Source organism: Microbacterium sp. Bi128 (assembly GCF_918698205.1).
Window position 1 is genome coordinate 1 of record NZ_CAKKMM010000091.1, and the last position, 12,549, is coordinate 12,549.

12 protein-coding genes are annotated in these 12,549 nt (G+C 69.6%); 5 read left to right on the plus strand and 7 right to left on the minus strand.

Annotation, left to right across the window (positions count from 1 at the left end; all coding sequences use genetic code 11):
• From LQV45_RS09240 to LQV45_RS09260, 5 genes are all read right to left on the minus strand, one after another.
• Positions 1-646: 2-keto-4-pentenoate hydratase (locus LQV45_RS09240; RefSeq protein WP_230006752.1), on the minus strand; the 646-nt coding region annotated here is incomplete at its 3' end.
• A gap of 1 nt (position 647) precedes the next feature.
• Positions 648-1,805 (minus strand): 3,4-dihydroxyphenylacetate 2,3-dioxygenase, encoded by a 1,158-nt coding sequence (hpaD, locus tag LQV45_RS09245; RefSeq protein WP_230006753.1) that lies wholly within the window; start codon positions 1,803-1,805, stop codon positions 648-650.
• A gap of 1 nt (position 1,806) precedes the next feature.
• Positions 1,807-3,321 carry a 5-carboxymethyl-2-hydroxymuconate semialdehyde dehydrogenase gene (hpaE, locus tag LQV45_RS09250; protein ID WP_230006754.1) on the minus strand — a complete coding sequence of 505 codons (1,515 nt, stop codon included), beginning with the start codon at positions 3,319-3,321 and terminating at the stop codon, positions 1,807-1,809.
• An 18-nt stretch (positions 3,322-3,339) separates the two neighbouring features.
• Positions 3,340-4,026, minus strand: coding sequence for a GntR family transcriptional regulator (locus tag LQV45_RS09255; protein ID WP_230006755.1), 687 nt, complete (start codon positions 4,024-4,026; stop codon positions 3,340-3,342).
• Entirely contained in the window at positions 4,023-5,501 is a 1,479-nt protein-coding gene (locus LQV45_RS09260; RefSeq protein WP_230006762.1) for a fumarylacetoacetate hydrolase family protein, read from the minus strand. The genes LQV45_RS09255 and LQV45_RS09260 overlap by 4 nt, the downstream gene beginning before the upstream one ends.
• Positions 5,502-5,621: 120 nt before the next feature.
• On the opposite strand from LQV45_RS09260, the gene LQV45_RS09265 reads away from it, so the two are divergent.
• Complete coding sequence (locus tag LQV45_RS09265; RefSeq protein ID WP_230006756.1) at positions 5,622-7,013, plus strand: MFS transporter; 1,392 nt, start codon at positions 5,622-5,624, stop codon at positions 7,011-7,013.
• Between the two features lie 95 nt (positions 7,014-7,108).
• Here the strand turns inward: LQV45_RS09265 and LQV45_RS09270 are convergent, their stop codons facing one another.
• On the minus strand, positions 7,109-8,524 hold the full coding sequence (locus LQV45_RS09270) for an aldehyde dehydrogenase family protein (protein WP_230006757.1): 1,416 nt from the start codon (positions 8,522-8,524) through the stop codon (positions 7,109-7,111).
• 111 nt (positions 8,525-8,635) lie between these two features.
• Positions 8,636-9,610, minus strand: coding sequence for a helix-turn-helix domain-containing protein (locus LQV45_RS09275; RefSeq protein ID WP_171024290.1), 975 nt, complete (start codon positions 9,608-9,610; stop codon positions 8,636-8,638).
• A 195-nt stretch (positions 9,611-9,805) separates the two neighbouring features.
• Here LQV45_RS09275 and LQV45_RS09280 point away from each other — a divergent pair, with 195 nt between their 5' ends.
• The 4 genes from LQV45_RS09280 to LQV45_RS09295 all read left to right on the plus strand — a co-directional run.
• The gene (locus tag LQV45_RS09280) at positions 9,806-10,231 is read left to right on the plus strand and encodes a carboxymuconolactone decarboxylase family protein (protein WP_230006758.1); all 426 of its coding nucleotides are present in this window, start codon (positions 9,806-9,808) and stop codon (positions 10,229-10,231) included.
• A complete protein-coding gene (locus LQV45_RS09285) occupies positions 10,228-11,136 on the plus strand; it encodes an NAD(P)-dependent oxidoreductase (protein ID WP_230006759.1) in 909 nt (302 codons plus the stop codon). The genes LQV45_RS09280 and LQV45_RS09285 overlap by 4 nt, the downstream gene beginning before the upstream one ends.
• Before the next feature lies 1 nt (position 11,137).
• Entirely contained in the window at positions 11,138-11,689 is a 552-nt protein-coding gene (locus LQV45_RS09290; RefSeq protein WP_230006760.1) for a TRAP transporter small permease subunit, read from the plus strand.
• A 30-nt stretch (positions 11,690-11,719) separates the two neighbouring features.
• A partial coding sequence (locus LQV45_RS09295; protein WP_230006761.1) for a TRAP transporter large permease subunit occupies positions 11,720-12,549 on the plus strand: 830 nt, incomplete at its 3' end.

Genomic DNA, 12,549 nt, shown 5'->3' on the forward strand with positions numbered 1-12,549 from the left:
TCTTGTTGGCCAGCCAGTGCACGCCGTTGGCCGGGTGGTCCAGGACGCCGGCGGCCACGCCGGTTTCCTCCACGGTCTGGTTCTTGTAGAGGATGGCGGAGACCCAGCGCAGGTCCACGGCGTCGGGACGCACGGGGTTGCCGCCGATCACCATGGCGCCCATCGCCGCGTTGTCCGCGATGGTGTCCACGATGGTCCGGCCCTCCATTTCGATCCGGGAGTCCAGGATCTCCAGGGCCGGGACCACGTAGTCCGTGGCGTTCAGGACGTCGAAGATGGTGCAGCCGGGACCGGCGAGGTCCTTCTTCAACACGAACGCGAGCTCCACCTCCACCCGGGGATGGGTGTACCGGTCCCAGTCCACGGAGCAGCCGGTTTCCAGCACCATGTCATCGAAGATCGCGCCGTAGTCCGGCTCGGTGATGCCGGTGGCGGCCTGCATCGCCTTGGACGTGAGGCCGATCTTGCGGCCCACGAGGGTCCGTCCGGCATCCTCGTGGCGCCGCCGCCACAGCCGCTGGACTGCGTAGGAGTCCTCCACCGTCATCCCCGGGTAACGGGTGGTCAGGCGGGGGACCGGAGTACGGCTGCGGCCGGCTTCCAGCAGTTCGTCTGCGATGGCCTCGATCGTCGCGGGATCAAGCACGCTAAACCTGCGCCCCGAGCTTGAAGCCCGTCGCTTCTCCGGCGGAGCCGTCCTCTTCCTTGCGGGTGTAGGAGAAGCCGTCGGCGCCCACGGTCACGGCCATCTCGCTCTTTTCCTCACGGACGATCACGGGCTGCGGGTTGCCGTCGAGGTCCAGGACCAGGGAGGCCTCGGTGTACCAGGAGGGGACCACGGGGTTGCCCCACCAGTCGCGGCGCTGGTTGTCGTGAACGTCCCAGGTGATGACCGGGTTGTCGGGGTCGCCGGTGTAGTAGTCCTGCGTGTAGATCTCGACGCGGTGGCCGTCGGGGTCGCGCAGGTACAGGTAGAACGCGTTCGAGACGCCGTGGCGACCGGGGCCCCGCTCGATGGCATCCGATCGGCGGAGCGCGCCGAGCTTGTCGCAGATGGCGAGGATGTTGTGCTTCTCGTGCGTGGCGAAGGCGACGTGGTGCATGCGCGGGCCGTCGCCGCCGGTCATGGCGGTGTCGTGCACGGTGGGCTTGCGGCGCATCCAGGCGGCGTAGACGGTGCCCTCGTCATCCTGGATGTCCTCGGTGACGCGGAAACCGAGCGACTGCATGAAGTTCACCGCCCGCGGAACGTCGGGCGTGACCTGGTTGAAGTGGTCCAGACGCACGAGCTCCCCGGGCGTGTGCAGGTCGTAGCGCCACGACAGACGCTCGACGTGCTCGGTGGCGAAGAAGAACTCGTACGGGAAGCCGAGCGGGTCCTCGACCCGCACGGAGTCGCCGATGCCCTTCGTGAAGCCCTCGGGGCGGCGCTCGACGCGGCATCCGAGCTCTTCGTAGAAGGCGACGGCCTTGTCGAGGTCTTCGGCGCTGCGCACGCGGTACGAGAACGCGGCGACGGCGGCGACGGAGCCCTGGCGCAGCACCAGGTTGTGGTGGATGAACTCTTCGGTGGAGCGCAGGTAGATCGCGTCGCCGTCTTCCTCGGTGACGTAGAGCCCCAACACGTCGACGTAGAACTCCCGGGATGCCGCGAGGTGGATGCCCACGAGCTCCATGTACGCGCACCGCAGGATGTCGGGCGCGGGGGAGGAGGGCGTGGGGATCGGATTCTCGGCCCGGATCGGGGCCTCCTGCGAGACGAAGAAGCCCGAGGAGGTGCGGGTCATCTGGTTGCGGTCGGTCATCTCAGGCTCCCTTGCCGAAAGTGGGGTTGTGGGTGGGGCCGAGCGTGATGTGCACGGCCTGCTGGTCGGTGTAGAAGTCGATCGAGCGGTAGCCGCCCTCGTGGCCGAGGCCCGAGGCCTTCACCCCGCCGAACGGGGTGCGCAGGTCCCGCACGTTGTTGCTGTTGAGCCACACCATGCCCGCTTCGACGTTCTGCGCGAACGTGTGGGCGCGCTTCAGGTCGTTCGTCCAGACGTAGGCGGCGAGGCCGTACCTCGTGTTGTTGGCCAGGGCCAGGGCCTCGTCGTCGGTGTCGAACGGGGTGATCGCCACGACGGGCCCGAAGATCTCCTCCTGGAAGATCCGCGCGTCGGGGGCGACGTCGGCGAAGACAGTGGGGCGCACGAAGTTGCCCTCGCTGAAGCCCTCGGGGCGGCCACCGCCGGCGACGAGGCGCCCCTCGGTCTTGCCGAGCTCGACGTACGACATGACCTTGTCGTAGTGCTCGGGGTGGACGAGCGCGCCGACCTCGGTGTCGGGGTCGTCGGGGTAGCCGACCTTCACGCGCTCGGCCTGCGCGGCATACCTCTCGACGAAGGCGTCGTAGACGTCGCGCTGCACGAGGATGCGGCTGCCCGCGGTGCACCTCTCGCCGTTGAGGGAGAACACCCCGAAGATGGTCGCGTCGATCGCGGCATCCAGATCGGCATCGGCGAACACGATCGCCGGGCTCTTGCCGCCGAGCTCCATCGACAGGCCCTTCAGGAAGGGCGCGGCGTTGGCGAAGATCAGCTGCCCCGTGCGGCTCTCGCCGGTGAACGAGATCAGCGGGACGTCGGGGTGCTTCACCAGCGCGTCGCCGGCGTCTTCGCCGAGACCGTTGACGAGGTTGAACACGCCCTCGGGGAGCCCCGCCTCTTCGAAGATGCCCGCCCACAGGGATGCCGACAGCGGGGTGAACTCGGCGGGCTTGAGCACGACGGTGTTGCCGGTGGCCAGGGCGGGGCCCAGCTTCCACGACTCGAGCATGAACGGGGTGTTCCACGGCGTGATGAGCCCGGCGACGCCGATCGGCTTGCGGTTGACGTAGTTGAGCTGGCGCCCGGGCACCTTGAACGCGTCGTCGGTCTGGGCGACGATCAGGTCGGCGAAGAAGCGGAAGTTCTCGGCCGCGCGACGGGCCTGGCCGAGCGCCTGCGTGATCGGCAGACCCGAGTCGAACGACTCGAGCTCCGCGAGGCGCTCGTCGCGCGACTCGACGAGGTCGGCGATGCGGTGCAGCACGCGCGAGCGCTCGCGCGGCAGCATGCGCGGCCACGGGCCGTCGGTGAAGGCCCGGCGTGCGGCGGCGACGGCGAGGTCGATGTCGGCCTTCTTGCCGGCCGCTGCCCGCAGGTAGGTCTGATTGGTGACCGGGTCGAGCACGTCGAACGTGTCGCCGTCGACCGAGTCGACGAACGCGCCGCCGATGTAGTGCTGGATGTGGTCCGGCAGATCGGCCGGGATGCGGCGGGTCGCGGTCTGCGTGTCGCTCATGGTATTGCTTCTCCTGTGTCAGACCGCCGGGAGGCCCAGGACCTCGTCGGGGTGTTCGTGGATGAGGTAGGCGTCGAGGGTGGCGGCGCGGTGGCGGCGCGAGGCCTTCTCGATCTCGCCGAGAGGCGCCGAGGATTCGATCAGCCGGAGGATGTTCTCGTGCTCGCGCACGCTCTCGGCGGCGCGGCCGGGCACGAAGCTGAAGGTCGAGTCGCGGAGGTGTCCGAGGCGTGCCCACTCGGCCTGGACGAGTTCGAGCATGCGCGGGTTGGCGCAGCGTTCGAACAGCGTCGCGTGGAACTCCTGGTTCAGCGCGGTGAAGGCACGCGGGTCGAAGTGGTCGAGCGTCTCGATCATCCGCTCGTTGATGGAGCGGGCGCGTCGGACATCGTCGGCGGTCAGTGCGCGGGCGGAGAGCGCGGTCGCCGCGCCCTCGAGGATGCTGAGCGCCTGCATGCTGTGGCGGTACTGCGAATCGTCGACCATCGAGACCCGTGCCCCGATGTTGCGCTCGAAGGTCACGAGGCCCTCGGCCTCGAGCTGCCGGATCGCCTCGCGGACGGGTACGACGCTCATGTCGAGCTCGCCGGCGATCGACCCGAGCACGAGCCGATACCCCGGGGTGAACTCCTGGCGCGCGATGCGTTCCTTGATCCAGTGGTACGCCTGCTGCGACTTGCTGAGCGTCACGTCCGTGCCGCTCATGAGCGCTGCTCCTCGAACCGTGTGCGCCACTGGGCGTTCATCGGGAACAGGCCGTCCACGGGGTGTCCCGCCGCCACTTGCTCCGCGATCCAGGCGTCCTCTTCTTCCTGAGCCAGGGCGGCGTCGACGACCTCCTCGACGAGAGCGGGCGGGATGACGATGACGCCGTCGCGGTCGCCCACGATGACATCGCCGGGCTGGACCGTCGTGCCGCCGCATCCGATCGTCACATCCGTGTCCCACGGGACGTGGCGTCGGCCGAGGACCGCCGGGTGGGCGCCGCGCGAGAAGACGGGGATGCCGACGGCCGCGACGGCGTCGTAGTCGCGTACGCCTCCGTCGGTGACGATTCCGGCGGCACCGCGGGTGTGTGCGCGCAGGGCGAGGATGTCGCCGAGCGTGCCCGATCCCGTCTCGCCGCGCGCCTCGATCACGATGACCTCGCCCTCGCCGACGTCGTCGAACGCGCGCTTCTGCGCGTTGTACCCGCCACCGTGTGAGGCGAACAGGTCTTCGCGGTGCGGGACGAAGCGGAGCGTCCGGGCGAGTCCCACGAGCGTGGTGCCCGGGTGCATGGAGGCCACGCCGTCGATCGTGACGTCGTTCAGTCCGCGCTTGCGCAACTGCCCCGACAAGCCCGCGACGGGCACTCGGGCGAGCTTCTCGCGCAGGTCGTCCGTCAGGCGGAACGGTTCGGGGGCGGGGGGAAGGCCCGCGCTCTCCCGCGAGCCCCAGGCCTCGGCGCGCTGGTGGTCGTCGACCGACGGCAGCGAGCCGAGCGCGTCGTCGAACGGGGCGTCGCCCTGCACCACGGTGGTGACGAGGCGCCCCGAACTGGGCGTCCCGGGCGCGTCGGGGGCGTCGACCTCGACCTCGACCACGGCACCCGGCAGCACCACGCTCGACCCCGCCGGCGTGCCCGTGAGGATGACATCGCCGGGTTCGAGGGTGAAGTGCTGCGACAGGTCGGCGACGATCTGCGGCAGGGGGAAGAGGAGGTCTTCGGTCGTGTCGTCCTGCGCCAGCTGACCGTCGACCCAGACGCGCACGCGCAAACCCGTGGGCGAAACGGTCTGAGCGGGAATGAGACGCGGTCCGACCGGCGTGTAGCCGTCACGTCCCTTGGAGCGCACGTTGGAGCCTTTGTCGTTGGTGCGCAGGTCGTAGATCCCGAAATCGTTCGCCGCGGTGACCGCTGCCACGTGCGCCCACGCCTGGTCGATCGATACCCGGCGCGCGGTGGCGCCGATGACGAGGGCGACTTCTCCCTCGAAAGCGAGGAGCTCGGTTCCGGCCGGTCGCTCGATCGTGGACCCCGTGGATGCCAGAGAGCTGGAGGGCTTGAAGAAGTACGAGGGGTTCGCCGGTCGGCGCCCGCGCTGATCGGCGCGCGAGGGGTAGGACAGGTGCACCGCGATGACCTTGCCCGGACGCGCGGGGAGGGCCGCGAAACGGGGGTCGCCGGCATCCGACATGCTCATGCGGCTCCTTTGCTCGTTGTGTCGTATCTGAAATCGTATATGATCCTCAACGGCGGATCAACACCGCTGCGGCGCAGCCCGCACCCACCGACAGAGCAGTCGCAGGAGGCAACGATGACTTCACCACGCCCATCCGTTCCCGCGGGGTTCACCCCGACCGGAACGATCTCGACACCCACCGATCGACGCCGCGTGGTCTTCGCGACCGTCGTGGGCACCACGGTCGAGTGGTACGACTTCTTCATCTACGCGCAAGCGGCGGGCCTCGTCTTCGCCGCCGTCTTCTTCGAACCCGCGGGCCCGGGCATCGCGCTGATCCTGTCGTTCCTGACGGTAGGGCTCAGCTTCCTGTTCCGCCCGCTCGGCGCCTTCCTGGCCGGACACTTCGGCGACAAGTACGGCCGCCGCGTCGTGCTCATGGTCACCCTGATCCTCATGGGCGTGTCGACCACCCTCGTGGGTCTGCTCCCGACCTACGCGGCCATCGGCATCGCCGCTCCGATCCTGCTGATCTTCCTGCGCATCCTGCAGGGCATCTCGGCCGGGGGCGAGTGGGGTGGCGCAGTGCTCATGGCCGTCGAGCACGCTCCGAAGAACCGGCGCGGACTCTTCGGTGCCTCGCCGCAGATCGGCGTGCCGATCGGCCTCTTGCTGGCATCCGGGATGATGGCGATCATGGCGCTCATCGCTCCGGGTGACGCCTTCATCGAATGGGGATGGCGCGTGCCGTTCCTCTTCAGCGTCGTGCTGATCTTCGTCGGGTACTACATCCGCAAGCGCGTCGAGGAGAGCCCGGTCTTCGTCGAACTGGCCGAGCGCCGAGAAGAGACCAAGACCCCCATCGTGCAGCTCTTCCGCAAGCACTGGGCGCTCGTGATCATCGCCGCGTTCGTCTTCGCGGGCAACAACGCGGCCGGGTACATGTCCACCGGGGGCTACATCCAGAACTACGCGACCAACCCCGCGGGCCCGATCGGGCTCGACCGCGGTCCCGTGCTGTGGGCGGTCGCCGGAGCATCCGTGGGCTGGCTGATCTTCACGTGGCTCTCGGGCTGGCTGAGCGACATCATCGGCCGGCGCACCACCTACATCATCGGCTGGATCGCCCTCGCGATCGGTGCCGTCGCGCTGTTCCCGCTCGTGAACACCGGCGAGATCGGGCTGCTGTTCCTGGGGCTCCTCATCCTGACGGTGGGTCTCGGCTTCACCTACGGACCGCAGGCGGCGCTGTACGCGGAGCTGTTCCCCGCATCGGTGCGCTTCTCGGGGGTGTCGATCTCGTACGCGATCGGCGCGATCCTCGGCGGCGCGTTCGCCCCGACGATCGCCACCGCGCTCGTGCAGGCCACCGGCACCACGTGGTCGGTCGCGATCTACCTCGTCGGCATGGCCGGGCTCGGCCTCATCGCCACGCTGCTGCTGCGGGACCGCCGTGGCATCCCGCTCGGGCCGGACAACGAGGCCGAGCAGGCGGTGTCGCCGATCTACGGGGTATCGAGGTCCTGACCCTCCCGTCCGCGCAGAACGGCGGAGATCGTCACCGGCACGCCGGGTGGGAGGGTGCCCACCCGGCGTGCCGATGCACGTCTCCGCCGTCGTGCTCACCGCGTGATGACCTTCGGGGCGGCGACGGCCTTCAGGCCTTCCTTCCCGAACTCCATCCCGTAGCCCGACCCCTTCACGCCGCCGAACGGCACGAGCGGGTTGAGCGTGCCGTGCTGGTTGATCCACACGGTGCCCGCCTGCAGGCGCTCGGCCACCGCGAGGGCGTCGTCGACGTCGGAGCTCCAGACCGAGGCGCCGAGGCCTTGGTCGGTCGCGTTCGCCCGGGCGATGGCGTCGTCGAGGTCGGTGTAGCGCAGCACCGGGATGACGGGGCCGAACTGCTCCTCGCGCACCAGCGCCGCGTCGTCGTCGATGTCGGCGACGACCGTGGTGCGGTAGAAGTGCGCCCCGAGGTCGGGGGCGGCGCTTCCACCCGTGACGATGCGCGCGCCGCGCTCCCGGGCGTCGTCGACCAGGCGCGAGACGATCTCGAACTGCTGCGCGGTCGACAGCGGACCGAGGGCGCTGCCCTCGTCGGTGCCCGGTCCCATCGGGGTCGCCTCGGCGAGCTCGGCGAGCGCGCTGACGACGTCCTCGTAGAGGGAGTCGTGCACGTAGAGGCGCTTGAGCGCGGCACACGTCTGGCCGGTGTTGATGAAGATGCCCCAGAACAGACCCTGGGCGATCGCGGCGACATCCGTGCCCGGAAGCACGATGCCGGCGTCGTTGCCACCGAGCTCCAGCGTGAGGCGCGCCAGGTTGTGCGCCGAGCCCTCGATGATGCGCCGGCCGGTGGCCGTCGAACCGGTGAACATGATCTTGTCGAGGTCGGGGTGCGATGCGATCGCCTCGCCGACGTCGCGGCCGCCGGCGACCACGGTGAGCACGTCCTCGGGCAGGTGCCGGTTCATGAGCGCTGCCACGGCCAACACGCTGAGCGGGGTGTATTCGCTGGGCTTGGCGACGACCGTGTTGCCCATGCGCAGCGACGGCGCGATCTGCCAGATCGCGATGAGCGCGGGCCAGTTCCACGGTCCGATCGCGCCCACGACCCCGAGCGGGGCGTAGTGGAGTTCGGAGCGCGTACCCTCGGCCTCGAACAGCACCTCGGGCTCGAGCACGGTGTCGGCCGCCTGGCGGATCCACACCGCGCAGCCGGCGGCCTCGAAGCGGGCACCCGGTCCGTTGAGCGGCTTCCCCTGTTCGCGCGCGATGATCTGCGCGAGCTCTTCGGCGTGCGCGTCGATCTCGTCGGCAGCCCGATGCAGGATGGCCGAGCGCTCGGCGTGCGTGAGCGCCGCCCACGCCGGTTGGGCTGCGCGGGCCGCACTCACCGCCCGCGCGAGATCGGCCGCCGTGTGCATCGGCGCGTAGCCGATGGTCTCCCCACTGGCAGCGTCGGGGATCGCGCGGCCGACCGCTTCGTCGACCGTGATCTCGGCGAGCAACGTCGCCGTGTGCGTCTGTGTCATCTGATCCTCCCTGAGCAGATCCATGCGCTCAGTCAACCCGCGCGAGCCGGAGGGCTCTCGGGCTGTGGCGCACGCCACGTGTCGTGGAGCGAACAGTCCGCGTCGGGAGGATCAGTCCGCGAGCGCCGCGGCATCCAGGTGCAGAAGGCGGTGATCGCGCGGGCCGTGCCCGTACGTCGATTTGAACAGCTTGCTGAAGTGACTGGGGTCGATGAAGCCCCGGGCCTGCGCGATCTGCACGATCGACCGCGAGGTCTGCGCCGCGTCTTCGAGATCCAGCCGGCAGCGCTCGAGGCGCCGCGAACGGATGTAGCCCGAGACGGTCTCGCCCTCGTCCTGGAAGAGGTATTGCAGCTGGCGAGCCGAGATGAAGTGCGCTCGGGCGATCGTGTCGGTGTTCAGGCCGGGGTCGTCGAGATGGGCGTCGATGTAGTGCGCGACGGCGTCGAGCGTGACGCGCCACGGCTCGCGTGCGGTCGAGCTCTGCAGTTCGGCCGAGAGCAGCGCGGTGATGAGGTCGAAGGCGCTACGGATGATGCGCGCGCCGTTGACGCCCTCGAGCTGGTCGAGGTCTTCGGCGAGGTGCTGCATGAACGGGCAGATGACGCGCCCGACGCCCGTGTCGCCGCGCAGGCGCACCGCGGTGACGGTGGGCACGAGGTTGGCCGAGAGTCCGAGCATGCTGTGCGGGAACATCATCACGAGCGAGCGCATCTCACCGGCGTACTCGAGCGTGTACGGGCGCGCCGTGTCGTAGATGGCGACGTCGCCGGGGGAGAGGTGGGCGCTGCGACCGTCCTGCATCACGAGCCCGGTGCCGGTCAGTTGCATGCTGAGCTTCAGGTGGTGCGGGTCGTCGCCGCGGATCGACGCCGGCGAGCGGTGCACCCGATGCGAGGATGCCGCGATGTCGGTGACGCACGTACCGTCGACGACCCGGGTGCGCAGGCTCCCGGAGAACCCGTCGGGGTCGATGGTCGACAGGGCGAGGGGGACGAATCGGTTGCCGACGAGGCGGACCCATTCGTCGAAGCTCACACCGTGGTGGTTCTGCATGTCGCGCGCCGTCGGGACCGGGTGCTCCATCGCCTGCCTCCTTGCAGTGACGTCGAAACGTGGACCCAGCCTAAACGCGCCCGCGGACGCGCGCCCGAGACCCCGGCCGATGTGCGCCGACCGCCATGGCGCTTGCGCCGTGGGCCATGCGGTCGCGGCATCCGCACCGACACACTTGTCCGACGGGACGCCGGTCCCGCACGAATCCATGCGAGGGAGCATCAGGTGATCCGCGACGATCTGTACGACATCGGTCTGCGCCAGCGGCGCGACATGTTCGGGCCCGAGGGGGCGGAGGGACAGGTCGAGAACACGACCGACCTCAACGACAAGATCCAGGACTTCGTCACCCGGTACTGCTTCGGTGACATCTGGCAGCGCGACGGTCTGTCGCTCACCGACCGCAGCAAGGTGACCCTCGCGATGCTCATCGCGCAGGGCAAGGCGCACGAACTGCGCATCCATACGCGCGGCGCACTCGCCAACGGCGTGCCGGTGCTCGAACTGCGCGAGGTCATCGTGCACTCGATGCTCTATTGCGGCATCCCCGCCGCCGTCGAGGGACTTCGCGCGCTCGAGGAGGTGCTCGCCGAGAAGGGCCTGCCGTCCAGCGTCGACGGTGAGGCAGAGAAGGCCGGGGTGCCGGCATGAGCGGAGGGACGAGCCCCGTGGCCGGCGTGCGCACCGTCGGATTCATCGGTCTGGGCACCATGGGCGACCCCATGGTCACGAACATCGCGTCCTCCGGAGCGTTCGAGCGCGTGCTCGTGCACGATGTCGACGTCGAGCGCGCGGCAGCGCTGGCGGCCCGCATCGGTGCCGAGGCCGCGGCCGACATCACCCACCTCTCCGCCTGCGAGGTCGTGGTGCTCATGCTGCCCACGAGTGCGATCGTGCGCGCGGTGCTGGTCGACGACGACGGTGCCCCGCGCATCCCGTCTCCGCGCGGCACCGTGTACGTGGACATGAGTTCGTCCGACCCGACCGAGACGGTCGAGACCGGACGCCTCCTGGCTGCGGCGGGCCTGCACCTCGTCGACGCCCCGGTGTCGGGGGCACGCGAGCGCGCGATCGCGGGGACGCTCGCGATCATGATGGGCGCGGACGACGAGGATGCCGCAGGGCGGGCCGTTCCCGTCGTCGACACGATGAGCGCCCGCATCTTCCGCACCGGTGGTCTGGGCACCGGGCATGCGATGAAGGCGCTGAACAACTTCGTGGCCGCGGCGGCGTACACCGCGTCGACGGAGGCGCTGACGGCGGGCGCCCGATTCGGGCTGGACCCCGCGGTGATGGTCGACATCTTCAACGCCTCGACCGGGCAGAGCTTCGTGACCACGCACGTCCTTCCCGACCACATCGTCGACGGCCGATTCGCCTCGGGCTTCGCGCTGCCGCTCATGACCAAAGACGTGCGGATCGCGCAGAAGGTGCAGCGGGCGACGGGGCATGACGCACCCGTGTGCGATGCCGTGGCCGGCGCGCTCGGCGATGCGCTCGACGCCCTCGGCAACGTCGACCACACTCGCGCGTACGAGTTCTGGAACGAGCGCTGAGATGACCGTCGCCGCTTCCGCGCCGACGCGGACTTCGCGCTTCGATCGGTATCTGCGGGGCCAGAGCGCCGTGCTCGGCGTGATCGCGGCGAGCGCTCTCGTCGTGCTGATGCTGGCCACGGTCATCGACGTCATCGTGCGCTTCTTCGCCCGGGCGAGCGTGCCGGGAATGATCGAGGTCGCCGAGTCCGCCCTGGTCGCCTCGGTGTTCCTGGGCCTGGCATGGACGTCGATGCAGGGCGGGCATGTCGCGGTGTCCATCGTCACCGATCGCCTCAGGCCGGTTCTCGCGCGCGCGGTGTCGGTCGTGGTGTGGGTCCTGAACGCGGGCCTGCTGGCGTGGATGACGTATGCGTCGGTGATGCGCGCGCTGCAGGCGACCGCGTTGAACGAAACGCGATTCGGCCTCGTCCAGTGGCCGGTCTGGCCGTTGCGCTGGGTGATCGCGGTCGGACTCGGGCTGTGGCTCGTCGTCGCGATCGCGAACGTCGTGCGCACCATCCGAGGACGTGCGGCCTACGGCGAAGACGCCGAGCCCACGGTCGACGCGTGAGCGCCGGCCGGAAAGACAAGGAGTGAATCCATGCTGGTGACGATCATCGTGCTCGCGGTCGTGGCACTGCTCATTCTGCTGCTGATGGCCCGGATGCCGGTGGCCCTCTCGCTCGCTCTGTCGGGGGCCCTGGGTCTCGGGGTGCTGCAGGGGACCACGTACGCAACGAATGTGCTCGGCTCGGTGCCGTTCTCGGCCACCGCGAGCTTCTCGCTCACGATCATCCCGATGTTCATCCTGATGGGGATGCTGGCGATGCGCGCACGGATCGCCGAGCACGTGTTCGCGATCGCCAACCACTTCGTGAGCCGGTTCCCCGGGGGACTGGGCGTCGCGACCGTCATGGCGTGCGCGGGGTTCTCGGCCGTCTCGGGATCGAGCATCGGGACGGCGGCGACCATGTCCAAGCTCTCCGTCGGAGAGATGCGCGCCTACGGCTATCCGGCGGCGCTCGCGACGGGCATCGTCGCCATCGCGGGCACGCTCGGGGTCATCATCCCGCCGAGCACGTTCCTCGTGCTGTACGCGATCATGACGGGAGAGTCCGTCGCGCAGATGCTGGCGGCGGGCATCGTCCCGGGCCTGTTGACGGCGGTGGGCTACATCGCGTACATCCTCATCCTCGGCCATCGCCAGATCGTGCGGAGCGACGTCGGGCTCGAAGACGTCGTCGTCGAGGCGCGCACCGCAGCGGCGGCCGCGGCGCGGGGCGGCGCCCCGACGGAGGCGCCCGTGCACTCGGCCTCGATCGACGCCGCGTTGCACGCCGCACCGAACACCGGGGCGGTGCGTCAGTCCTACGGGCTGACCGTGCGCACGCTCCCGTGGCGCGGGCTCGTCCGCCTCGGCCTGATCTTCCT

Excerpts from the sequence above, each read along its gene's own strand:
- LQV45_RS09255 (WP_230006755.1), bottom strand. The coding sequence starts at position 4,026 with ATGAGCGGCACGGACGTGACGCTCAGCAAGTCGCAGCAGGCGTACCAC.
- LQV45_RS09270 (WP_230006757.1), bottom strand. The coding sequence starts at position 8,524 with ATGACACAGACGCACACGGCGACGTTGCTCGCCGAGATCACGGTCGAC.
- LQV45_RS09265 (WP_230006756.1), top strand. The coding sequence starts at position 5,622 with ATGACTTCACCACGCCCATCCGTTCCCGCGGGGTTCACCCCGACCGGA.
- LQV45_RS09290 (WP_230006760.1), top strand. The coding sequence starts at position 11,138 with ATGACCGTCGCCGCTTCCGCGCCGACGCGGACTTCGCGCTTCGATCGG.
- LQV45_RS09275 (WP_171024290.1), bottom strand. The coding sequence starts at position 9,610 with ATGGAGCACCCGGTCCCGACGGCGCGCGACATGCAGAACCACCACGGT.
- LQV45_RS09260 (WP_230006762.1), bottom strand. The coding sequence starts at position 5,501 with ATGTCGGATGCCGGCGACCCCCGTTTCGCGGCCCTCCCCGCGCGTCCG.
- hpaD (WP_230006753.1), bottom strand. The coding sequence starts at position 1,805 with ATGACCGACCGCAACCAGATGACCCGCACCTCCTCGGGCTTCTTCGTC.
- hpaE (WP_230006754.1), bottom strand. The coding sequence starts at position 3,321 with ATGAGCGACACGCAGACCGCGACCCGCCGCATCCCGGCCGATCTGCCG.
- LQV45_RS09285 (WP_230006759.1), top strand. The coding sequence starts at position 10,228 with ATGAGCGGAGGGACGAGCCCCGTGGCCGGCGTGCGCACCGTCGGATTC.